The sequence below is a fragment of the Staphylococcus schweitzeri genome, assembly GCF_002902405.1.
GTDB classification, from domain to species: Bacteria; Bacillota; Bacilli; order Staphylococcales; family Staphylococcaceae; genus Staphylococcus; species Staphylococcus schweitzeri.
Map to the genome: position 1 here is coordinate 33,574 of NZ_PPQS01000042.1, position 24,882 is coordinate 58,455.

21 protein-coding genes are annotated in these 24,882 nt (G+C 32.8%); 16 read left to right on the forward strand and 5 right to left on the reverse strand.

The window, feature by feature from the left end; genetic code table 11:
• Positions 1 to 95 precede the first annotated feature (95 nt).
• Entirely contained in the window at positions 96 to 560 is a 465-nt protein-coding gene (locus tag CD116_RS09440; protein WP_047426431.1) for a YehR family lipoprotein, read from the reverse strand.
• Between the two features lie 356 nt (positions 561 to 916).
• Between CD116_RS09440 and CD116_RS09445 the strand changes: the two genes are divergently transcribed.
• The 6 genes from CD116_RS09445 to CD116_RS09470 all read left to right on the forward strand — a co-directional run bounded on the left by CD116_RS09445 (position 917) and on the right by CD116_RS09470 (position 6,038).
• Positions 917 to 1,174 carry a type II toxin-antitoxin system Phd/YefM family antitoxin gene (locus tag CD116_RS09445; protein ID WP_000587615.1) on the forward strand — a complete coding sequence of 86 codons (258 nt, stop codon included), beginning with the start codon at positions 917 to 919 and terminating at the stop codon, positions 1,172 to 1,174.
• Positions 1,174 to 1,440 (forward strand): Txe/YoeB family addiction module toxin, encoded by a 267-nt coding sequence (locus CD116_RS09450; RefSeq protein WP_047549951.1) that lies wholly within the window; start codon positions 1,174 to 1,176, stop codon positions 1,438 to 1,440. The genes CD116_RS09445 and CD116_RS09450 overlap by 1 nt, the downstream gene beginning before the upstream one ends.
• Positions 1,441 to 1,752: 312 nt before the next feature.
• A complete protein-coding gene (locus CD116_RS09455; protein WP_047549948.1) occupies positions 1,753 to 2,829 on the forward strand; it encodes a M42 family metallopeptidase in 1,077 nt (358 codons plus the stop codon).
• Between the two features lie 240 nt (positions 2,830 to 3,069).
• Positions 3,070 to 3,732, forward strand: a complete 663-nt coding sequence (locus tag CD116_RS09460; protein WP_047549945.1) for an ABC transporter ATP-binding protein — start codon at positions 3,070 to 3,072, stop codon at positions 3,730 to 3,732.
• Complete coding sequence (locus tag CD116_RS09465; protein WP_047426423.1) at positions 3,725 to 4,498, forward strand: ABC transporter permease; 774 nt, start codon at positions 3,725 to 3,727, stop codon at positions 4,496 to 4,498. The genes CD116_RS09460 and CD116_RS09465 overlap by 8 nt, the downstream gene beginning before the upstream one ends.
• A 352-nt stretch (positions 4,499 to 4,850) precedes the next feature.
• Positions 4,851 to 6,038 (forward strand): MFS transporter, encoded by a 1,188-nt coding sequence (locus CD116_RS09470; RefSeq protein ID WP_047529796.1) that lies wholly within the window; start codon positions 4,851 to 4,853, stop codon positions 6,036 to 6,038.
• A gap of 61 nt (positions 6,039 to 6,099) precedes the next feature.
• Here CD116_RS09470 and CD116_RS09475 read toward each other — a convergent pair whose 3' ends face one another.
• Complete coding sequence (locus CD116_RS09475; RefSeq protein WP_047549942.1) at positions 6,100 to 7,452, reverse strand: carboxylesterase family protein; 1,353 nt, start codon at positions 7,450 to 7,452, stop codon at positions 6,100 to 6,102.
• Between the two features lie 288 nt (positions 7,453 to 7,740).
• Between CD116_RS09475 and CD116_RS09480 the strand changes: the two genes are divergently transcribed.
• The 8 genes from CD116_RS09480 to CD116_RS09515 all read left to right on the forward strand — a co-directional run bounded on the left by CD116_RS09480 (position 7,741) and on the right by CD116_RS09515 (position 16,411).
• On the forward strand, positions 7,741 to 8,340 hold the full coding sequence (locus CD116_RS09480; protein WP_047549939.1) for a YdeI/OmpD-associated family protein: 600 nt from the start codon (positions 7,741 to 7,743) through the stop codon (positions 8,338 to 8,340).
• 597 nt (positions 8,341 to 8,937) lie between these two features.
• Positions 8,938 to 10,164 (forward strand): betaine/proline/choline family ABC transporter ATP-binding protein, encoded by a 1,227-nt coding sequence (locus tag CD116_RS09485; protein WP_047549937.1) that lies wholly within the window; start codon positions 8,938 to 8,940, stop codon positions 10,162 to 10,164.
• Positions 10,161 to 10,796: an ABC transporter permease gene (locus tag CD116_RS09490; protein ID WP_047549934.1), complete on the forward strand. Its 636-nt coding sequence runs from the start codon at positions 10,161 to 10,163 to the stop codon at positions 10,794 to 10,796. The genes CD116_RS09485 and CD116_RS09490 overlap by 4 nt, the downstream gene beginning before the upstream one ends.
• 16 nt (positions 10,797 to 10,812) lie before the next feature.
• Complete coding sequence (locus CD116_RS09495; protein WP_047529804.1) at positions 10,813 to 11,754, forward strand: osmoprotectant ABC transporter substrate-binding protein; 942 nt, start codon at positions 10,813 to 10,815, stop codon at positions 11,752 to 11,754.
• Positions 11,754 to 12,449, forward strand: a complete 696-nt coding sequence (locus CD116_RS09500; protein ID WP_047426411.1) for an ABC transporter permease — start codon at positions 11,754 to 11,756, stop codon at positions 12,447 to 12,449. The genes CD116_RS09495 and CD116_RS09500 overlap by 1 nt, the downstream gene beginning before the upstream one ends.
• 294 nt (positions 12,450 to 12,743) lie before the next feature.
• A complete protein-coding gene (locus tag CD116_RS09505) occupies positions 12,744 to 14,144 on the forward strand; it encodes an MFS transporter (protein ID WP_047549932.1) in 1,401 nt (466 codons plus the stop codon).
• A gap of 225 nt (positions 14,145 to 14,369) precedes the next feature.
• Complete coding sequence (locus CD116_RS09510; RefSeq protein WP_047549929.1) at positions 14,370 to 15,305, forward strand: 2-dehydropantoate 2-reductase; 936 nt, start codon at positions 14,370 to 14,372, stop codon at positions 15,303 to 15,305.
• A gap of 254 nt (positions 15,306 to 15,559) precedes the next feature.
• Entirely contained in the window at positions 15,560 to 16,411 is an 852-nt protein-coding gene (locus tag CD116_RS09515; RefSeq protein WP_047529813.1) for an NAD-dependent epimerase/dehydratase family protein, read from the forward strand.
• Positions 16,412 to 16,501: 90 nt separating this feature from the next.
• Here CD116_RS09515 and CD116_RS09520 read toward each other — a convergent pair whose 3' ends face one another.
• Positions 16,502 to 17,998, reverse strand: a complete 1,497-nt coding sequence (locus CD116_RS09520; RefSeq protein WP_047549926.1) for a serine hydrolase domain-containing protein — start codon at positions 17,996 to 17,998, stop codon at positions 16,502 to 16,504.
• A gap of 230 nt (positions 17,999 to 18,228) precedes the next feature.
• Between CD116_RS09520 and CD116_RS09525 the strand changes: the two genes are divergently transcribed.
• Positions 18,229 to 20,058 carry an APC family permease gene (locus CD116_RS09525; protein ID WP_047549923.1) on the forward strand — a complete coding sequence of 610 codons (1,830 nt, stop codon included), beginning with the start codon at positions 18,229 to 18,231 and terminating at the stop codon, positions 20,056 to 20,058.
• A 76-nt stretch (positions 20,059 to 20,134) separates the two neighbouring features.
• Here CD116_RS09525 and CD116_RS09530 read toward each other — a convergent pair whose 3' ends face one another.
• Both CD116_RS09530 and CD116_RS09535 read right to left on the reverse strand, forming a co-directional pair.
• The gene (locus tag CD116_RS09530; protein WP_047549920.1) at positions 20,135 to 22,213 is read right to left on the reverse strand and encodes a cation:proton antiporter; all 2,079 of its coding nucleotides are present in this window, start codon (positions 22,211 to 22,213) and stop codon (positions 20,135 to 20,137) included.
• Positions 22,214 to 22,369: 156 nt separating this feature from the next.
• Entirely contained in the window at positions 22,370 to 23,779 is a 1,410-nt protein-coding gene (locus CD116_RS09535) for an amino acid permease (protein WP_047549917.1), read from the reverse strand.
• A 286-nt stretch (positions 23,780 to 24,065) separates the two neighbouring features.
• On the opposite strand from CD116_RS09535, the gene CD116_RS09540 reads away from it, so the two are divergent.
• On the forward strand, positions 24,066 to 24,872 hold the full coding sequence (locus CD116_RS09540) for a metallophosphoesterase (RefSeq protein ID WP_047549914.1): 807 nt from the start codon (positions 24,066 to 24,068) through the stop codon (positions 24,870 to 24,872).
• The last annotated feature ends 10 nt before the right edge of the window (positions 24,873 to 24,882 follow it).

Here is a 24,882-nt window from a genome sequence, read left to right on the forward strand (position 1 = left end):
CTTTTTGATACTGGGTTTTTATAATAGAAATACCCTCAGAATGAGATTAAGCTTTGTAGCATTAGTCATTTCTGAGGGCATTTTTATGTTATAAACTATTTGTCGTCCATTTTGTCTTTTTCTTTTAAACCGCTATGTTTTAACTGTTTTTCAACTTTTTCAAAGCTAAAATATTTATTGTCTTTAGTATCTTTAGATGATACACCAAATCGTTTGTTTAATTCTTTCATATCAACTTTTTTATAATTAATGTCTAAATGTTCAATTGCTTTTTTGTCTTTATAGTCGACTTTATATTTAGCACCTTTAAGGTCTTTAAAGGTATTTTCAGTTTTTGCGAATAACTTTTTAGCTTCATCTTTGTCTATACCAAGATCATCGTACTTAATTGTGTTAATAGTAGACTGTTTTAAAACTTTATCGTCTTTATAAGTGATTGACGTTATTACGTGTTTACCATTTACGTCACCTTCATAGGTTTTTGTTTGTTCTTTACTACAAGCTGATAATGCAATGATGCATATTAATACTACTACAATTAATGAACTTAATTTTTTCAAAGTCAGTCGCCTTCTTTCAGTATTGGATTATAAATAAATTATAACATTTAGAAAAAAATGATGTTATTCAAATATTTAAATTTTGCAAATTTTTTTGGAAATATGAGAGTTTTTAAGCGGATTTCTCACAAAATTTTTAAAATTATTAAGTCTGAAAACGATAAAGCGGTAGGGAACGTAGTATGGACACTGTTGATTTCATCCTTAGCATTATTGACAGTATACTGAAAGAAAAGGACAAATGATTATTTACAATTGCATCTAGAGGTTAAGATTACGACGAATGTGTCGGTGATATTGACGTACTTAAGTGCGTACGCTACAATTAGATTAACAGAAGACAAAGGAGGGTTTATATGATTATCACTAGCCCTACAGAAGCGAGAAAAGATTTTTATCAATTACTAAAAAATGTTAATAATAATCACGAACCAATTTATATTAGTGGCAATAATGCCGAAAATAATGCTGTGATTATAGGTTTAGATGATTGGAAAAGTATACAAGAAACAATATATCTTGAATCTACTGGTACAATGGACAAAGTAAGAGATAGAGAAAAAGATAATAGTGGTACAACAAATATAGATGATATTGATTGGGATAATCTTTAATGAGCAATTATACGGTTAAGATTAAAAATTCGGCGAAATCAGATTTAAAGAAAATAAAACATTCTTATTTAAAGGAGTCATTTTTAGAAATTGTTGAAACTTTAAAAAATGATCCGCATAAAATAACACAATCTTTTGAAAAATTAGAACCTAAATATTTAGAGCGATATTTAAGGAGAATCAACTATCAGCACAGGGTCGTCTATACTGTAGATGATCAAAATAAAGAAGTATTAATACTATCGGCGTGGTCACATTATGATTAATGGATATTCAACATCTGAATAAGTTTAATGGTAAGTTAAATAAAGAAACTAGTATTTAAGTGTAGAGAAAATAGCGGCATTAATGCGTTGTTATCTCTACACTTTTTAGTTTTTTAATAGCGCAGGACTAAACAGATTGAAATTAATAACAATAAAAGAATAACGTATTATAATAAACTACTTTAAACTGTGATTTTTTCTGAATATTAATTTTTAAAATATTTAAGCCTGAAAACGTTAAAGCGGTAGGCAGTATTTTTCAGAAAGTTAGTGATACAATGTTTATAAGATGAATACAGGAGGATGAATAACATGAATCAGTCAGTCAAATTACTTAAACATTTAACAGATGTTAACGGCATTGCTGGATATGAAATGCAAGTTAAAGAAGCAATGCGTAATTATATAGAACCGATTAGTGATCAAATTATTGAAGATAATTTAGGAGGCATTTTTGGAAAGAAAATTGCTGAGAATGGCCAATATTCAATTATGATTTCTGGTCATATGGATGAAGTTGGTTTTATAGTAACTAAAATTGATAAACATGGTTTCATTTCATTTACGCCAGTTGGTGGATGGTGGAACCAGGTTATGTTATCGCAAAAAGTAACCATTACAACAGATTCAGGTAAAGAAATTAGAGGTATTATCGGTTCTAAACCGCCACATGTTTTATCACCAGAAGAACGTAAAAAGCCAATGGAAATTAAAAAGATGTTTATTGATATTGGTGTGAGTAGTAAAGAAGAAGCAGAAGAAGCTGGTGTTGAAGTAGGAAATATGGTGACGCCGTACAGTGAATTTGAAGTGCTAGCAAATGATAAATATTTGACTGCAAAAGCATTTGATAATCGTTATGGTTGTGCTTTAGCAGTTGATGTATTAAAACGTTTAAAAGATGAAGTGATTGGAATTAATTTATATAGTGGCGCAACAGTACAAGAAGAGGTTGGCCTACGTGGTGCGAAAGTTGCAGCGAATACTATCAAGCCTGATTTAGCGATAGCTGTAGATGTTGGTATAGCATACGATACGCCAGGTATGTCTGGGCAAACAAGTGAAAGTAAACTAGGCGGTGGCCCAGTCGTTATTATGATGGATGCTATGAGCATTGCACATCAAGGTTTTCGTAAACATATCAAAGATGTAGCTAAAAAGCATAATATCGAAGTACAATGGGATACTACACCGGGTGGAGGTACAGATGCGGGAAGTATTCATGTCGCAAATGAAGGTATTCCAACAATAACAATAGGTGTTGCGTTGCGATACATGCATTCTAATGTATCAGTACTCAATCTAGATGATTATGAAAATTCTGTCCGTCTTGTAACTGAAATTGTTCGTTCTTTAAACGATGAAGCATATAAAAATTTAATGTGGTAATATAATCCACGAATAATTAAGCGTTCCTTTAATATGATATCCTGTTAGGCGATTGTCTAAGTTTAATACTTAGTCACCAAACAGTGCTCATGTTAAAGGGATTTTTTATTTAAGTAGTGAAAACCAACGGTAACTAATTTTTGATATAACAATGAAATGAATTTCACTTAAATTTAATTGCACTAAAAACCAAAAAAACGGGAATAATACACCTGATATGTTACATGAGGAGCGGTGCAAATGTTGTTAGAAATTAAAGATTTAGTGTATAAAGCGAGCGATAGAATCATATTAGATCATATCAGTCTAAAAGTAGATAAAGGTGAGAGTATTGCCATTATCGGTCCATCAGGTAGTGGTAAAAGTACATTTCAAAAGCAAATATGTAATTTAATTAGTCCAACTAGTGGTGAACTTTATTTTAAAGGTAAACCTTATAATGATTATGACCCGGAAGAATTGCGTCAACAAATCAGTTATCTGATGCAGCAAAGTGACTTGTTTGGTGAAACGATTGAAGATAACATGATATTCCCGTCACTTGCACGTAATGATAAATTTGATAGAAAACGTGCGAAGCAATTAATTAAAGATGTCGGTTTAGGACATTATCAATTAAGTTCGGAAGTGGAAAATATGTCTGGTGGTGAGCGACAAAGAATTGCTATTGCGCGCCAACTTATGTATACGCCGGATATTCTTTTGTTAGACGAATCAACCAGTGCATTAGACGTTCATAATAAAGAAAAAATAGAAAATATCATTTTTAAGTTAGTAGAACAAGGTGTTGCTATCATGTGGATTACCCATAGCGATGATCAAAGTATGAGACATTTTCAAAAACGCATAACGATTGTTGATGGCAAAATTTCTAAGGTTGAGGAGTTGAATCAACATGAGTAATACAGCACTTGGGTTGACGGCATTGTTATTAGTTATTCCGATTATCATTTCATATAAAGAAGGTTTACATATTATTAAAGATTTGATTGTTGCAACAATACGTGCAGTTGTGCAATTAATCATTTTGGGATTTTTGCTACATTATATTTTTAAAATTAACGATAAATGGCTGCTTATTTTATGTGTATTGGTCATTATTATTAATGCATCATGGAATACGATTAATCGAGCATCACCTGTGATGCATCATGTGTTTTGGATATCATTTCTAGCTATCTTCATTGGAACAGCATTGCCACTTGCAGGTACTGTGGCAACAGGGGCGATTAATTTTACAGCAAATGAGGTTATACCGATTGGAGGTATGCTAGCAAATAATGGTCTTATTGCAATTAATCTGGCGTATCAAAATTTAGATCGCGCATTCGTGCAAGATGGAACCAACATTGAATCTAAATTGTCACTTGCAGCAGCACCGAAATTAGCATCTAAAGGTGCCATTCGAGAAAGTATACGTTTAGCGATTGTACCAACCATTGATTCAGTCAAAACATATGGGCTTGTGTCGATTCCAGGTATGATGACTGGTTTAATTATTGGTGGCGTACCACCATTACAAGCTATAAAATTTCAATTGTTAGTTGTGTTTATTCATACGACAGCGACAATTATGTCAGCTTTGATTGCGACATATTTAAGTTATGGTCAGTTTTTCAATGCTAGACATCAATTGATTGCGCGAACTACCGATGTTAAAAGTGAATAATTAAAGATAGTCATTATTGTTACTTAGTTTATAGTTACGCATATAAAAAACATGGAGTTACGCATACATCTTAAGTTAGTATATTTACGTGCTAATTTAAGATGCGTGCGTTGTTTATTGTTATATTTGTTAGAAAGTTAAAAACTGCGTCTTAACACATTGAGATGCGTGTTTTAATTTTGCAAATACTGAAAAATAATTTCATTCTTTTTTCAATATATCACAGAAAATAGTTGCCAAATATTATATAATAGAACGGTTATAAGTAAATTTGTGTTGTACACATTTATTAATAAATCGTTATTCTATGGGAAATGAATATCGAGAAATTTGTTCGAAAGGAGTTTTATAAATGTCTGTTATGCGATTATTCACATTCATTTTAAGTATATTTATAGTAGGAATGGTTGAAATGATGGTTGCAGGAATCATGAACTTAATGAGTCAAGACTTACATGTATCAGAAGCTGTCATTGGTCAATTAGTGACGATGTATGCTTTGACATTTGCGATATGTGGACCAATCTTAGTTAAGTTAACAAATCGCTTTTCTACTAGACCGGTATTGTTATGGACGTTACTTATTTTTATTCTCGGAAACGGTATTATCGCTGTTGCACCTAATTTTTCAATATTAGTTATAGGTAGAATCATTTCATCTGCAGCTGCTGCTTTGATTATTGTTAAGGTACTAGCTATTACTGCGATGCTAACTGCGCCTAAAAATCGTGGCAAAATGATTGGACTTGTTTATACCGGTTTTAGTGGTGCAAATGTCTTTGGTGTACCTATTGGAACTGTTATTGGTGATTTAGTAGGTTGGAGATATACATTTTTATTCTTAATTATTGTCAGTATCATCGTAGGTTTATTGATGATGATTTATTTACCGAAAGAACAAGAATTAAACCGAGGTCCTGTGAATCATGAAGCACCATCTCATGAAAATCATGTTACTTCAAAAATATTAAGACCTGCAGAAGTAGCAAAATATTTAATCATTACGTTCTTAGTCTTGATTGCTAACTCAGTTACATTCGTCTTTATAAATCCACTTATTTTATCTAATGGTCACGATATGTCATTTGTTTCATTAGCACTTCTAGTAAATGGAATCGCTGGGGTCATTGGCACATCATTAGGTGGTATATTCTCCGATAAAATTACAAGTAAACGTTGGTTAATGATTTCTGTCTCTATTTTTATCATCATGATGTTAGTGATGAATATTATTCTTCCAGGAACGGGCTTATTGTTAGTAGGACTGTTTATTTGGAATATTATGCAATGGAGTACAAACCCAGCTGTTCAAAGTGGTGTAATTCAACATGTTGAAGGTGATACAAGCCAAGTCATGAGTTGGAACATGTCGAGTTTAAATGCCGGTATAGGTGTTGGCGGTATTATTGGTGGCTTAGTTATGGCGCACGTTTCAGTTCAAGCTATCACGTATACGAGCGCGATTATTGGCGCATTAGGTTTAATTGTTATTTTTACATTAAAAAATAATCATTATGCTAAAACATATAAATCATCATAATTCTCATATGAAAAGCACGCCTGCTATTAAATTCAGGTGTGCTTTTTTAAGTGCGATACAATTATTGATATGTGCGGAAGTATCGGCGTTCATTATGATATTTTGGCCAAGGCATTTTACCTGTTTTAGCAAAATTAGCTAAATCATTTTGCATTTGTCGACTTAAAAATTTAAGATGAGCAGTTGTTGGATATTGATGTGCCGCTAAAATTTGTAAGTTTCCGAACCAAAATATCATATCAAGAATATGAAAAGCGCTACGATAGTGTTTGCTAGAAGTATCATGCCATGCAAATTCCGCAAACCATAATTGTACGTTTGGATCTTGAATATTGAGTTGTTGTAAAAATTGTTCCATCGGTTGTTTGAAATAGCAATGTGTAATCGCTAAAGATTGTTGCTTCGCCGTTTGAACATCTTCGTATTTTAAAGGAATATCATTTAATTCCATAATGTCGATAAAGCGTTGCGGCGATAATTTTTTCTGTTCACTAGTAATATAAATATCGCCTTCATCTTTTGTATAGCATGCAAAAATTGGTTTCGTCGTTGGATAATTATTTTTTATATAATCTGTTTTAATAGGTGCATATATTAAATCAAGGCCTTTAGAAGGTCCACGAGATTGCTTGAGTTTAGACATTAGCATCAAAATATCATCTGTGGTTAGCGTTGTTACGTCATCCGTATCTAAATAATCGGCCATCATTTTTTGAAAATGCATAGCTTTGTTGCGCGCATTTTCCAAGGTGTCTAAATGTAATGCACCACTTAATAGAATAACTTTATGGAAATAAGGTTCAATGTCAGGTAGTTTCATTAAAGTTAGAATACTCATACTACCTGCAGACTGCCCCATTAAAGTAATGTTATTAGCATCGCCACCAAAGGATTCGATAAATTGGTGCACCCATTTTATGACATTTATTTGATCTGAAAGCCCATTATTGGAATGGAAATCTTTATTAAAATATGACCAGTCTAAATATCCTAATGCGCCTAAACGATAATTGCATGTGATAACGATGACATCATTATTTTTTACTAAATGCGTTGGTTGATAGAGTTCAGCAGAACCATGACCATTTTCAAAGCTTCCACCATAAAAATAAATGATGACGGGCTTATTAGTTTTGTCATTATGTTGTTTCCAAATATTAAGATATAAACAGTCTTCGTGTTCATTAAAAGTTGTAGATTGTGAGGAGAAAAAATCTTCTAATTTATTTTCGGGTTGAGGTGGTATAGGCTTAATAGTTGTAGCATCAATTGGCTTTGACCATTGTGTTTTTAACTTAGAATGTTTAAAACGATTGATATTAATCGGTGGTTCAGCATATGGAATGCCTAAGAAGATATCTAGGCCATCTTGTGTAATACCATGTATTTGACCACCTGCAGTACTTATCTTCATATTTATTAACCTCCTTTATCATCCCCAATTTAATCATACCACGGTCTATAGATGATGGGTGACAAGTATAACAAGACAATTTTGTGACTGAATTAGACGCGAACATAGTTCTTATTAAATCGATATACATAAGGCGCTGTTATTACTAGAAGTACAATAAATACATTTGTGGATGTAATAGTCAAATTTACCTTTTGTGAAAGTGTAAAAACAATGACTAAATTAGTTTTTTTGAAATTTTGGATATATAATACAATATATAGGAAAAATAGACTGGAAGTGATTATTATGAACATTAAACAACCGAATGAACAAGTAGAAGCATTTTTAAATAAAGAAAGCCAATGGCAGCAGGAATATAAATATTTGAGAGAGTTAATTTTCAATGAAACTGAATTAGAGGAAGCATATAAATGGATGCATCCTTGTTATACTTTAAATAATAAAAATGTAGTGATTATCCATGGTTTTAAAAACTATGTCGCACTATTATTTCATAAAGGTGCCATTTTGGAAGATAAATATCATACATTAATTCAACAGACTGAAAGGGTACAAGCGGCACGTCAGTTACGCTTTGAAAATCTAGAAGAGATTCAAGCGCGTACAGAAGAAATTAAATTCTATGTAGAGGAAGCAATTAAAGTAGAAAAAGCTGGTAAAAAAGTTGAAATGAAGAAAACTGAGGATTATGTCATTCCAAGAGAGCTTGAAGTTAAGTTTGAAGAAATGCCACAGTTAGAGTCGTCATTTTATAAATTAACGCCGGGCAGACAACGCCAATACATTTATCATATTGGACAAGCTAAACGTAGTGAGACTAGACAAAAGCGCGTTGAAAAGTATATTAACCAAATATTAGAAGGTAAAGGAATGCATGATAAGTAGTTAATGAGTAATGGAAATGTGCACTCGAAATTATACATGATATATAATGCGATACAACCAATGGCTAATGCTGTTGGTTATTTTTTAGTGCGATGGATTTGGCTACAATGATAAAGATATTGGAATATAACAGACACTTTTTGAATGTAAGATGAGTCGGTTGTTTCTGTGTAATTATAAATTTGAATAAGTATTGCAAAAATTCGACAATTGTAATAATTTTCTACGTTTTCGACATTTTTTTGTCATAAAACAACCAATTGAGCGATAATAAATTCGTGTTTGAAAAATATGAGTTATCTATTTAGTTGCTAAAGATAAAATAATAATGTTTAATAAAATCATATAGAGTATGTTAGTTTTAAATGTCGAATATACGAATGTGCAAACAAAGTAATCGGTAGAAATATAACATACATAGTGCCTTTTACTTTGAATGATTCACATTGCAGATGATAAATATATAATTCTACATAATCAAGACCATGATGTGTACTTGTTTAACTTATGACTCTATTTGTTTAACAATTGCGATGATGGTCTTTTTATTTTATGTGTATCATTCGTCATATTTTTTATGAGGAAGGAGAAATGATTATGTTAAGTATTAAGCATTTAACGAAAATTTATTCTGGTAATAAAAAGGCAGTCGATGACATCTCTTTAGATATTCAATCTGGGGAATTTATCGCATTTATTGGAACCAGTGGAAGTGGCAAAACGACTGCTTTAAGAATGATCAACCGTATGATTGAAGCGACAAAAGGACAAATTGAAATTGATGGTAAAGATGTTCGAAGTATGAACCCTGTCGAATTGCGTCGAAGCATTGGCTATGTTATTCAACAAATCGGGTTAATGCCTCATATGACGATTAAAGAGAATATTGTGTTGGTACCTAAATTGCTGAAATGGTCTAAAGAGGAAAAGGATAAACGCGCAAAAGAATTAATAAAACTTGTGGATTTACCGGCATCATTTTTAGATCGATATCCTGCAGAATTATCTGGTGGACAACAACAGCGTATCGGTGTCGTTAGAGCACTTGCAGCTGAGCAAGATATTATTTTAATGGATGAACCTTTTGGTGCATTAGATCCTATTACGAGAGATACACTGCAAGATTTAGTGAAAACTTTACAACGGAAATTAGGAAAGACATTTATCTTTGTAACGCATGATATGGATGAAGCGATTAAATTAGCAGACAAAATTTGTATTATGTCAGAAGGTAAAGTGGTGCAATTTGATACGCCAGATAACATCTTAAGGCATCCTGCAAATGATTTTGTGCGTGATTTTATCGGTCAAAATAGACTGATTCAAGACCGTCCGAATGACAAGACTGTTGAAGGCGTTATGATTAAGCCAATCACGATACAAGCAGATGCAACGCTTAATGATGCTGTTCATATTATGAGACAAAAGCGTGTAGATACGATTTTTGTTGTTGATAGTGACAACCATTTACTTGGATTCTTAGACATTGAGGATATTAACCAAGGTATACGAGGACACAAAACTTTGCGTGATATGATGCAACAAAATATTTATACCGTTCAAATTGATTCTAAGTTACAAGATTCTGTACGTACGATTTTAAAAAGAAACGTTAGGAATATCCCTGTAGTAGAGCAAGATAATCGTTTAGTCGGACTAATTACACGTGCCAATGTAGTAGATATAGTTTATGACACGATTTGGGGTGAAAGCGAGGATACAGTGCAAACAGAACATGTGGAGAAAGACACTGCGTCCTCAAAAGTGCATGAGCAACACACTACTAATGTCAAAGCACGTGACATAGGAGATGATGAATCATGATCGCATTCCTTCAAGAAAATGGTGGACAACTCATTTCGAAAACATTGGAACACTTCTATATTTCTATAGTGGCATTATTACTTGCCATCATCGTTGCTGTTCCTTTAGGTATATTACTATCTAAAACGAAGCGAACTGCCAATATTATTTTAACTGTGGCAGGAGTCTTACAAACGATTCCTACATTAGCTGTACTTGCTATTATGATACCGATTTTCGGTGTTGGTAAAACGCCAGCAATTGTAGCGCTCTTCATTTATGTATTATTACCTATTTTAAATAACACAGTGCTAGGTGTTCAAAATATTGATAGTAATATTAAAGAAGCTGGAAAAAGTATGGGCATGACACAAATCCAACTTATGAAAGATGTTGAATTACCCCTAGCCTTACCGCTTATACTAGGTGGTATTCGCTTATCATCTGTATATGTTATTAGCTGGGCAACACTTGCAAGTTATGTAGGTGCGGGTGGATTAGGTGATTTCATTTTCAATGGATTAAATTTGTATGATCCACTGATGATTGTAACTGCAACTGTACTCGTTACTGCACTAGCATTAGGTGTTGATGCCTTATTATCACTAGTAGAAAAATGGATAGTCCCAAAAGGGTTAAAAATATCTGGATAATTAGGAGGAGAAGATAATGAAGAAACTAAAATGTATCGTAGTCGTGCTTGTATTATCTCTTATTGTGTTATCTGGATGTAGTTTACCCGGACTAGGTAGTAAAAGCACGGAAAATGATGTCAAAATTACTGCATTGTCGACAAGTGAATCTCAAATTATTTCGCATATGTTGAGACTATTAATCGAACATGATACGAATGGCAAGATTAAGCCAACATTAGTAAATAATTTAGGATCAAGTACGATTCAACATAACGCATTAATTAATGGAGATGCCAATATTTCAGGAGTAAGATATAATGGCACAGATTTAACGGGTGTTTTAAAAGAAAAACCAATCAAAGAACCGAAGAAAGCAATGATAGCGACACAACAAGGATTCCAAAAGAAATTTGATCAAACATTTTTCAACTCATATGGTTTTGCGAATACGTATGCATTTATGGTAACGAAAGAAACGGCTAACAAGTATCATTTGGAGAAAGTTTCAGATTTAGCAAAACATAGTAAGGATTTACGCTTAGGAATGGATAGTTCATGGATGAATCGCAAGGGAGATGGATACCAAGGATTTAAAAAAGAATATGGATTCGATTTCGGTACAGTAAGACCAATGCAAATCGGGTTAGTATATGATGCTTTAAGTTCAGGAAATTTAGACGTTGCATTAGGGTATTCTACAGATGGACGAATAGCTGCATATGATTTGAAAGTACTAAAAGATGACAAACATTTCTTTCCTCCTTATGCTGCAAGTGCTGTCGCTACAAATGAATTGTTGCGTCAACATCCAGAGCTTAAAACGACGATTAATAAATTAGATGGCAAAATTTCAACTTCAGAGATGCAACGATTGAATTATGAAGCGGATGGAAAAGGCAAAGAACCAGCAGTAGTTGCTGAAGAATTTTTGAAAAAACATCACTACTTTGAAAATCAGAAAGGTGGTCATAAATGATGGAAGGGAATTTATTACAGCAATTGTTTCATTATTATGCCATGAACTTTGGTTATCTTTGGGATTTATTTTTCAAACATTTATTAATGTCAGTATATGGTGTGCTATTTGCATCGTTAATCGGCATCCCATTAGGTATCTTACTTGCAAGATATACTAAATTATCAGGATTTGTAATTACAATCGCAAATATTATTCAAACGGTGCCAGTTATAGCAATGCTTGCTATTTTAATGTTAGTTATGGGATTAGGCGCAGAAACAGTAGTATTAACAGTATTTCTATATGCCTTATTACCAATTATTAAAAACACTTATACTGGTATAGCTAGTGTTGATGCGAATATTAAGGATGCTGGCAAAGGTATGGGAATGACACGCAATCAAGTGCTACGAATGATTGAATTACCGTTATCTGTTTCGGTCATTATTGGTGGTATTCGTATAGCTTTAGTTGTTGCGATAGGCGTTGTTGCCGTTGGATCATTTATAGGAGCACCTACGCTTGGTGATATTGTAATTCGTGGTACCAATGCGACGGATGGCACAACATTTATTTTAGCGGGTGCGATTCCAATTGCAATCATTGCAATCGTCATTGATGTACTATTAAGATTCTTAGAAAAACGATTAGACCCAACGACACGTCATCAAAAACATAGATCAAAGCACCGTCCCCAAGGGATAAACTTATAGAGAAAATGGATATATTGTAATTTGTTATTATCTAAAACATTTGAAATGAATCAATGGGCTATCCAATATCTTGAATGGTATTTGGATGGCCTATTTGTATTGGGAGAATGTATGCGTTTACACTAAAATGGCAATAATTATCCTGAAATATTTTGTATAAATAGTCTCCAATGTTGTAAAAATACCAAAAATTGAAATGTTTTATTTATAATTTTCTGCAAATTTATGATATTGTTTCTTAATATATCATATTAAAAATTTGTTTTTCTTAAACATAGGAGGCTTATCTTATTCATGGACACATCAAAACAATTTAGAGGTGACAATCGATTGCTATTGGGTATTGTTTTAGGGGTTATTACCTTTTGGCTATTCGCGCAGTCACTTGTTAATCTTGTTGTCCCATTACAATCAACATACAGTAGTGACGTTGGAACGATAAATATCGCTGTTAGCTTATCTGCCTTATTTGCTGGCTTGTTTATCGTAGGTGCTGGTGATGTAGCTGATAAAATTGGTCGCGTCAAAATAACTTATGTAGGGTTGATATTGAATGTTGTAGGTTCATTACTTATCATTATTACACCTTTGCCAGCATTTTTAATTATAGGCAGAATAATTCAAGGTTTTTCTGCAGCATGTATTATGCCAGCCACACTTGCTATTATTAACGAATATTATATTGGTACAAGAAGGCAACGTGCCTTAAGCTATTGGTCTATTGGTTCTTGGGGTGGTAGTGGTATTTGTACGTTGTTTGGTGGCTTAATGGCTACATATATAGGTTGGCGCTCAATATTTGTTGTTTCAATTCTGTTAACATTATTAGCAATGTACTTAATCAAACATGCACCTGAGACTAAAGCAGAACCAATCAAAGGTAAGAATGTAGAAGCTAAAAAGTTTGACGTTATCGGGTTAGTCATTTTAGTAGTGACGATGTTAAGTTTAAATGTAATCATCACACAGACGTCTCATTTTGGTTTAGTCTCACCAATGATACTAAGCTTAATTGTTATTTTTATCTTGTCATTAATCGGTTTTGTTTACTATGAAAATAAAATTAAATATCCGCTTGTTGATTTTTCTATTTTTAAAAATAGAGGGTACAGTGGGGCGACTATATCTAATTTTCTATTAAATGGTGTTGCTGGTGGTGCTTTAATCGTCATTAACACGTATTATCAACAACAATTAGGATTTAATTCTTCGCAAACGGGTTATATTTCATTAACGTATTTAATAGCAGTGTTGTCAATGATTCGTGTAGGTGAAAAGATTTTATCTCAACATGGTCCGAAACGCCCACTATTACTAGGAAGTGGCTTTACAGTTATTGGGTTAATCTTATTGTCGTTAACATTTTTACCAGAAATGTGGTATATCGTGTCTAGCATTGTTGGCTACTTACTGTTTGGTACTGGTTTAGGATTATATGCTACACCATCGACTGATACCGCAGTTGCGAGTGCGCCAGATGATAAGTCGGGTGTTGCTTCAGGCGTATATAAAATGGCGTCATCATTAGGAAATGCATTTGGAGTAGCAGTATCTGGTACGGTTTATACTGTATTAGCAGCTAATTTAAATTTGAACTTAGGTGGCTTCACAGGTATGATGTTTAATGCCTTGCTAGCAATTGTTGCATTTTTAGTCATTTTACTATTAGTTCCTAAAAATCAAACGAATTTGTAAAACTGAAATGAAAGCAAGTATTATGTAGAGAGTTTAAAGTGAATTTTATGAAAGTAAGTTTATCATACACACTTAATGTTGCGTATTGACGTTTAATGTTAGGTGTGTTCTTTTATAGACGTAAAAGCTGTGTTTGTATATTAAGCGAATGATTTTCAAATTGACGCCTATATACGAAAGTAGTATTTTAAAATTGAACAACAATGATGAAGAGGGGTTTACAGTATGAAAATTGCAATTGCAGGGGCAGGTGCGCTAGGTAGTGGCTTTGGTGCTAAATTATTTCAAGCAGGTTATGATGTAACGCTTATTGATGGATATACTTCTCATGTTGAAGCGGTTAAGGAACATGGGTTAAATATAACGATTAATGGAGAAGCATTCGAGTTAAATATTCCGATGTATCATTTTAATGATCAACCGGACGAAAGCATTTACGATGTTGTCTTTCTATTTCCAAAGTCTATGCAATTAAAAGAAGTGATGGATGCTATGAAGCCCCATATTGATAATGAAACGATTGTCGTATGTACAATGAATGGTTTGAAACATGAAGAAATCATCTCGCAATATGTTGTTGAATCGCAAATTGTTAGAGGTGTCACAACTTGGACGGCAGGTCTTGAGAGTCCAGGACATAGTCACTTGCTTGGTAGTGGACCAGTTGAAATTGGTGCGTTACTTGGTGAAGGTGAAGAAAACGTTACGAAAGTTGCTGAAATTCTTAACAAATCAGGATTAAATGGTATTATTAGTCAAGATTTACATCAATCAATTTGGAAGAAAATTTGTGTTAATGGTACAGCCAATGCTTTAAGTACAGTATTAGAATGCAATATGGCAGCACTTAATGAAAGCAGTTATGCCAAATGTTTAATCTATAAATTAACACAAGAAATAGTACATGTTGCAACTATAGATGATGTTCATTTAAATGTTGATGAAGTATTTGAATATTTAATAGGCTTAAATGACAAAGTAGGTGCACACTATCCATCTATGTATCAAGATCTAATCGTTAATAATAGAAAGACTGAAATTGATTATATCAATGGTGCAGTTGCAACACTAGGAAAGAAGCGCCATATAGAAGCACCTGTGAATCGATTTATTACGGATTTAATACATGCTAAAGAAAGTCAGCGACAAGCACAAGATTAATTGATGTGATTTGATATGGCAGTGTTGAGGATTGCTCAATTTATAATTTGAGAATTGCAACAGTTTATATGATAACATGTAGTCATTTTATTCAAAAATAATATCGGCTTTTAGAGCATATGAATGTTATCTTTTAGATTTTATTTCAGCGAATTTTTTAAAATTTTGAGTCAAATTGTTTGGAAGTATAACGTGAATTTTGTACACTCTTCAAGAAAGTAATTATAAGACAAAAAATAGAAAAGGTGTTTATAATGAGTAAAATTTTTGTGACTGGTGCAACTGGCTTGATAGGTATTAAATTAGTTCAAAGACTGAAAGAAGAAGGGCATGAAGTTGCTGGTTTTACAACTTCTGAGAATGGTCAACAGAAGTTAGAATCGGTTGGCATTAAATCATATATTGGTGATATTTTAAAAGCCGATACAATTGATCAAGCTTTAGCTGACTTTAAACCAGAAATAATTATCAATCAAATTACTGATTTGAAAAATGTCGATATGGCAGCGAATACCAAAGTACGTATTGAAGGCTCTAAAAACTTAATTAATGCAGCTAAGAAGCATGACGTGAAAAAAGTCATTGCACAAAGTATTGCCTTTATGTATGAACCTGGAGAAGGTTTAGCAACTGAAGAAACATTACTTGATTTTAATTCAACTGGAGATAGAAAAGTAACAGTTGATGGTGTCGTTGGACTAGAAGAAGAAACGGCACGTATGGATGAATACGTTGTCTTACGTTTTGGTTGGTTATACGGTCCAGGTACTTGGTATGGTAAAGATGGTATGATATACAATCAATTTATGGATGGACAAGTAACGTTATCAGACGGCGTAACATCATTTATCCATCTTGATGATGCGGTAGAAACATCTATTCAAGCTATCAATTTTGAAAATGGTATATACAATGTTGCTGATGATGAACCTGTAAAAGGCTCTGAATTTGCAGAATGGTATAAAGCGCAATTAGGCGTTGAACCAAATATTGATATTCAACCTGCGCAACCATTTGAACGTGGTGTGAGTAATGAGAAGTTCAAAGCACAAGGTGGCTCTTTAATTTATAAAACATGGAAAGACGGCATGAATCCAATTAAATAATAATTTATCCGTTTAATATGTAAAAAATAAAGACTTGGTCGAATCGTGGATGATATATTATCAAACGCACGATTCGAACAAGTCTTTTTATTATGTCTTCGTTATCTTTGTATGAAGGAATAACAGAATTAAAATTAATGTACTGAATAATGCAATTAATGTTGTGATTAGTGCTAATTTAATTTCTATTGGTAACCAAGTCAGTACAAAAGACCAATTATTGCTACCGAGAATTAAATATGGTAATGCATAAAGCGTGAGCGCTAAAGCAATACATATACATAATGATAACCAACTCAATACAGCAATCCGTTTTGACCTACGCAAAAGAATTTGACCATGGCGCATTTGCCAACCACGATAAGTCGTAAATAAAAATGATAACAATATAAATGTTGTCATGACAGTCGTCACAATATTGAAGTGTCCTTTATAATGATTCAACGTTGAAGCAACAGTAGTATAGTGTGTGTTGTTAACTATCTGTGTATTAAGATGTTCAACTAACTTAGGCACATAGTCAGAATTTAAATTTGCTAGTACGACAATACCATAGGATTTTTTGGGATTGAGTAAAATAAATGATGAAAAGTTATCTAACGTACCGGAATGGAAGACTAAATGTTCATCAGTATTTGTAAACCAACCAGATGCATAAGCATTAGCATTTGGTTCACCAATAGTTGATGATAAATTTTTGTGTGATTGCTGAACTAACTGCTTATATTTATTAGATGGATTAAGTTGAAATTTGATCCAATGTTCTAAATCTTCTGTTGAAGTCATCATATATGCAGAAGGTGTATCCCAATGATTAAACTCAGGCTTTGAGACAACAGGGCTTGAACCTTGTAATTCATATCCTATTGCATCATGCTTAGATTTATCATTTGTTTGTTTAAATGTCGTGTGTGTCATATGAAGTGGTTTAAGCCAATGGTCTGTTATATATTGCGTATATGACTGCTTTGTGACATTTTGGATGATTAAACCTAATAGATCATAATTCATATTCGAGTATTCAAATTCCTCGCCTGGCTTATGGTGAAGCTCATCTCCCATAATAGCACTTGCCACATCTGTTAATTGATTACGCTTACTTGTCACAGAATCTTCGCTTGTTATATTACTAGGAATACCACTTGTTTGAGCTAAAAGTTGTTTGATAGTGATATCTTCATTTTGACCATTATATTTCATTTTAAAATGAGGAACATATTTTGAAACGGGATCATCTAGGTTTAATCTGTTTTGTTGGGCTAATTTTAAAATTGCTATACCTGTAAATGCTTTTGTATTAGAAGCAATTTCATACTTTGTTGATGGTGTTGCATTTATTTTTTTATCAATGTTTTGATAACCGTATCCCTTATTTAAAAAGACTTTACCATTTTTTATAATCAATACGGACGCACCTGGTATATGGCCTTGCTGTAAATCATGACGAATAATAGTATCAATTTGTTTCTGTGAATCATTTGTCAGTTGCGTCTTTGTATTACTGTGTATTGCTAAGAAAATGATAACGGATATCGCGACTAGAATAATGAATGAGATAGATAGAAAATAGATTTTTTTTATAGTCATAAATGTATCCTTATTTGTTAATAATTTCTTTAATTTGTAATGGATTATATTTCATTATAGCAGTTCTAAGCAAATAGTTGACTTAAGGTGTATATTTACAATAATTTTTAACACAATTTAGCTTGACGAGTGTATAATTACATACGAAATATCAATATATGTACTATACTTTTTGACAAGATAAGCGTATAGTGATATCCATCAAAAAGTATAAAAAGGATTAGGAGATTATGTTCAATCAATTTAAAAGACTTATAATAGGGCAACCTAAAAAAAACAGAGAATTAAAAGACGAAAAAATCTCAAAGTTTAAAGGGTTAGCGATTCTTTCGTCTGATGCATTGTCTTCAGTTGCATATGGACCTGAACAAATACTGATTACATTGTCTGTTGTAGGTGCATTAGCGACTTGGTATACATTACCGATTGCCGGTGCAGTTCTTATTTTATTGGCTGCATTAATTATGTCATATCGACAGGTGATTTATGCCTATCCAAAAGGTGGCGGCGCTTATATGGTGTCGAAGACGAATTTAGGAGAAAAATGGGGTTTACTTGCAGGTGGATCATTATTAGTTGATTATATATTGACTGTCGCAGTTAGTATATCGTCTGGGGCAGATGCTTTTGTAGCTGCATTTCCAAGTTTATATGACCATAAAGTTTTAATTGCCTGTTTACTTGTACTGTTTATTTTAGTGTTAAATTTACGTGGATTAACTGAATCTGCGACGGTGCTTTCTTATCCGGTTTATTTATTTATCATTGGTTTAGTGGTACTTATATTAATCGGAACAATTCGCGTGGCAACAGGTAATATCCAACCGCATATGCATGCATCTGTTGGAACAGCAGTACCTGGTGTTACATTATTTCTATTATTAAAAGCATTTTCTTCAGGGGCTTCATCATTAACGGGTGTTGAAGCTATTTCAAATGCGGTAACGAATTTTAGAGAGCCGAGTGCTAAAAACGCTGTAAAAACGTTAATTGCTATGGGTTCAATTTTAGCGTTTTTATTAGTAGGTATTGTGGGGTTAGCTTATATTTATGGAATTATGCCACAAACTGAAACGACAGTATTATCACAATTAGCAATGCAAATATTTGGTGATAATGCGGCTTTCTATTTTGTACAAGCTACAACTGTAATGATCTTAGTGTTAGCGGCAAATACTGGCTTCACAGCATTTCCAATGTTAGCTGCGTCAATGTCTAAAGATAAATATATGCCTAGAATGTTTACTGTTCGAGGAGATCGCTTAGGTTACTCTAACTCAATTATTATTTTAGGTGTATTAGCTATTATTTTAATTATTGTGTTTGATGGTATGACTGAAGATTTAATTCCATTGTACGCTGTAGGTGTATTCATTCCATTTACGCTAGCGCAGTTCGGAATGGTTATTAAGTGGATACATGAACGTCCGAAGAATTGGGTGAGTAAGTTGTCAGTGAATTTACTCGGTGGTATCGTAACATTTATTGTTTTTATGATTTTACTCATAACTAAATTTAGTCAAGTTTGGCCGATACTTATATTCTTACCATTCGTTGTGATTTTCTTCTTGAAAATTAACAAACATTATCGCGACATTGCAGAGCAACTTCGTTCAGATATAGATGTACATAATGTTGACGTAGTAGACCGTAACTTAGCGATTGTGCCAATTACGAGTATTACTACAGCAGTAGATAAATCGATTTATTATGCTCAAATGCTTGCTAATAATGATGTGATTGCTGTGCATGTATCATTTGGTGATGAGGATGAAAAGGCATTCCAAGAAAAATGGAAGCGACATTTCCCGGATGTAAGATTAGTTATTTTACATTCAGAATACCGGAGTATTATACGTCCGATTTCTCGGTTTATCGATAAGATTAATCGTAAAGCAAACGATCAAAATTATATGATTACAGTAGTGATTCCGGAGTTTATTACGAAGAAGCGTTGGCATAATTTATTACACAATCAAACAAGTTTGCGTATGAAATTGTATTTGATTTACCAAAAGAATGTTAACGTATGTACGATTCCATTTAAACTAAAAAAATAACATAAACATAATAAATCCCGCTCATATGAGATGATAATGTCATTTTCTCATATGAGCGGGTGTTTTTATAACTTGTTTAGTTTTTGGACTGTAGGGCTAAGACAATTTCATTATAGTTGATATTTTCGCGTATTTGGGCAGCAACGACATTATTGATTTTGTTACGACGAATGAGTTCATCTAAAAGGTTACGCTGTAAATATAATGCTTCTAATTTATGATTATGGAAAATAGCTTGTGGAATCATTTGATTGCGATTTTCTTGACGTTCTTTGCGACGTTGCGCACGCCATTTTAATGAACGACTCATATTGTAATAATGGTTGATGACTAAACTTACTTCAAGTACATTTGTACTATTTTGCTCTTCTTTTAAGCGTAAAATAATATTATGGTTAACGATACGCATCATTTTTTGAACGTCTTTAAAGGCATTTTCATATTCTTGTGCTTTTGTTTCTCTATCAATAGCTTTGTTGTGTTTAAATGTTTTAAGTCGTAACCAAAACATTTTAAAGAAGTTAGTTAATTTTTCAATGATTGATGAAGTTCGGTGCGTTTCTGTGAGTTCAACGATATCATGATAATTTTTAATATCTTGAGATGTTGCTTTACCTTTTTCAATTAATCGTTCTAGTGTTGATGTTTCTATATTTTTTGCTATATCCTCTAAACGTTTAAGTTCTTTAGTATTTTTATTTTCAGGTTCTGAATTTAATAAAAATAACAATTCACCGAAGTATTGATTTAATACTGGACGATAATTCGTGTCGTTTTTATCTTTTTTGCTTTCATTATTAAAATGTTCTATTACTTTTTGGACAATAAAAATTTTGGCAGATTGGTATGTCATACCTTTAAATAAATCATCTTGAATCGCTGGTGTAATTAAAGGTAATATAATTTGCGCTAAAATTAAGCTAATCAATACCATTAGAGAAGCAATAAATAATAAGTCATTTCTATATTCAAAAGCTTGTCCATTTGTAATAATGAATGGCAATGTTAGGGCCATTGATAATGAAATTGTTCCGTGAATACCACACATTGTCATGATGAAAGCATACTGTACACGTGAAGGTGGTGTTTCATGTGAATCATTGTCATCATCTAGGTATGATTGAATATTTTTCGGGAAATAAAAATCTTTGTACCAGAAATAGACCCATGCAAATCTACAAACATAGATAGCTAATGCGATTAGTATCGTAATTAAAATTAAAAATGACAAGTTTTCAGGTTCTGTTTTAATGATATCAATAACTACAGTAGGAATCATAAAACCTAATAATACAAAAACAAAACCGTTTAGCGCATAGCTAAATGTATTCCAAATTTGATGGTAATTCATTTGAAGTTCTGTTTGTGCTTTAATTAAACGATCACGTTCTAAACCATGAATAAGACCAGTTACAACGACAGCGATAATTCCCGATGCATGAACTTGTTCTGCTAAAAAGTAAACGACAAAAGGTGTTAATAACTGAATGAATGTTAATGTATTATTGTCTTTTAAACCTTTGTTTGCTGTTAAATCTACACGGACTCTTACGATGATAAAGCCAATGATTGCACCAATCAAAACACCTAAAACAGTTGAAATAATAAATTGCTCAACAGCTTGGAATAATGAAAAAGTCCCTGTTACTAATGCTGTAACAGCAATTTTGAAAGAAATGATACCTGCAGCATCATTTAAAAGTGATTCTCCTTCAAGAATTGTCATTGAACCTTTTGGTAGCAATTTTCCACGTGTAATTGCAGATACTGCCACGGCATCAGTTGGACATAATATTGCTGCTATCGCAAAGGCAGCTGGCATAGGTAATGCTGGCCAAATCCAATGTATAAAATAGCCAACACCAACAACAGTTGCAAATACGAGAGCCATGGACATTAGTAATATAGGCTTACGATACTCCAATAATTTTGTTCGTGACACATGAGTTCCTTCAACAAATAGAAGCGGTGCGATAACGGCGAACATAAATACTTCCGAATTAAATTGGAAATCAACATCTATCGGAATTAAAAAGACGATAGCACCTAATGCGATTTGAATAAACGCAGTTGGGATTTTCGGGAAACGATTATTAATGATTGAACTGATAATGACAGCAAAGATAAATATTAAAAATGCTTCTAATAACGCCATAGTACACTCCTCAAAATTTTAATAGTTAATATTTTAACATTTTTAAGGCATATTGACATAGACTTATTAAAAAAAACGATGTGAATTACACTGAAATTTTCTTGAAATAAAAAACTCTAGCATTCATTGTATAAATACTAGAGATTTAAAACTATCTTATTTATTATCATATCTGAAATGACCACTATCTATTTGACGCTGTTCTTCAGCTAATCTTTCGGCATTTGCTTTATATTTTTTGTAGAAAAAGATTAAGAATATAAACCAGAATGGCGAAATATAGATGGCTGCTCTTGTCTCATCACTAAAGAATAATAAGATGAATACAAAGAAGAAGAAAGCCAAAATAATATAGGCAATCGGTTTGCCACCAATTAACTTGAATTTACTATTTTTATGTGCCTCAGGATGCTTTTTCAAATACATAATGTAAGCAACGATAATCATTGCCCAAACAACTAAAAATAGCACGGTAGATAAAGTTGTAACGTAAATAAATAGTTGAATTGCATTTGGGAAAATGTAGTTTAACAATGCTGCTATGAGTAATGCAATAGATGATACTAACATTGATAAATAAGGTACGCCGTGACTATTTGTTTTATTTAAGACTTTCGGGCCGAGTCCTTGTTGTGATAAACCAAATAAAATTCGACTATTTGAATAAATACCACTATTTGTTGCTGATGCCGCAGCGGTTAATACAACAAAGTTAACAATACCTGCAGCGAATGGAATGCCAATCAATGTAAACAATTTAACGAATGGACTACTATCTGGATCAATATCATTCCATGGAATTACAGACATAATTACTAAAAGTCCACCGATATAGAATAGAAGTATACGAATAGGTACATTATTAATGGCTTTCGGTAATGTTTTTTCAGGATCTTTGGTTTCACCAGCAGTTACGCCTATTAGCTCAATACCTATGAATGAATATACAGCGATTTGGAATGACATTAAGAAACCAAATGTTCCTCCAGGAAACATGCCACCATGACTGACTAAGTTTGAAAATGATGCATGTCCATAATGTGTTTTGAATGAGAAAAAGATAAGCACAAGTCCGACAATAACCATCGCAATAATTGTAACAACTTTAATAATAGAGAACCAAAACTCTAATTCACCAAATAATCTGGCACCTAATAAGTTGAAGCTAATCAAGATTAATACAATAAATAGCACAGTAATCCAGTTTGGTACTTGTGGATACCAAAATGCAAAGTATTGTCCCATTGCAGTTAGGTCTGACATACTTGATACAATCCAACATAACCAGTATGTCCAGCCAATCACAAATCCTCCAAAAGGACCCAAATATTCATTTGCAATATCAACAAATGAATTAAATCTCGTATTGCTCAACAACAATTCGCCTAATGCGCGCATAAAAGCGAATAGTACAACCCCAATAATCATGTATGTGAATAACAGGGATGGACCGGTTAACGATATTGTCTGACCTGATCCTAGGAATAATCCAGTACCAATTGCGCCCCCAATTGCTATCAATTGGATGTGTCTGTTATTCAACTCTCTATGCAATTTTCTTGCCATGTTTTTCCTCCTCAGGATAAAGCAAATAAAAAAAGTTGTGTGTAAGCGTTTTCTTATTTATAAATACTAAAGAAATCCATTAAATAAAGCAATTATTTTTTTAAATATAAGAAAAAACATTAGATAGGTATGCTTATGATAACTAAAACTTATCGAATTTATGAAAAGATATAAGTTTTAATGCAAAATTATAAAATAACACTAAGAATTAAGCTATTCTGTATCATTCCGTGTTAACTTGTGACATAATGAATGTCATTTCAATTTATGTAAAGAAGGTATAAGTATGAAGGTAGGAGTTATTGCTGATTTACATATTGATCGTCATAATCGATTGAAGCCAGTGAATTACTTAAACACTTTAATAGAAGCTGTTAAAAGTAAAAATATGGACATCTTGTTGATTGCAGGAGATATATCGAATGATTTTAAATTGACTAGTCACTTTATTGAGCAATTGACACAAAATTTAGATACATTAGTACGTTTTGTTCCTGGGAACCACGATTTATGGAATACTGAGGATACATCGACACAAGAAACATGGGATAGCTATAAAAGTATGTCACAATGCTTAGTTGGACAGCCTAATATTATTAATGACGAATGGGCGATTGTTGGACACACTGCTTGGTACGATTATAGCTATGCTGCGAAACGATTTTCATTAGAACAGTTGCAAAAAGGTAAGTATTATGGCGCGACATGGCAAGATAAAGAACGTATTTCTTGGGGTATATCGGATCAAACGCTTTCGAAACAAGCAGTAGAAGAAGTATACAAAGATATAAAGAAAGTTGGAAACCGACGAATTATTTTAGTGACGCATGTCGTAACGCATCCTGAATTTGTTGTACCAATGCCGCATCGTATATTTGATTTTTATAATGCTTATATCGGAACAAGTGATTTTAATGATTTATATGATACTTTTGATATTCCATATAGTGTTATGGGACATGTTCATTTTAGAAAAAGTATTGTTGACAATGGCAGGCATTATATTTGCCCGTGTCTTGGCTATCCTAGGCAATGGCGTACTGAAGATATTTACCAAGAAATAATTGAGACAATGCAAATAATAGAAATATAAAATGCGCAAG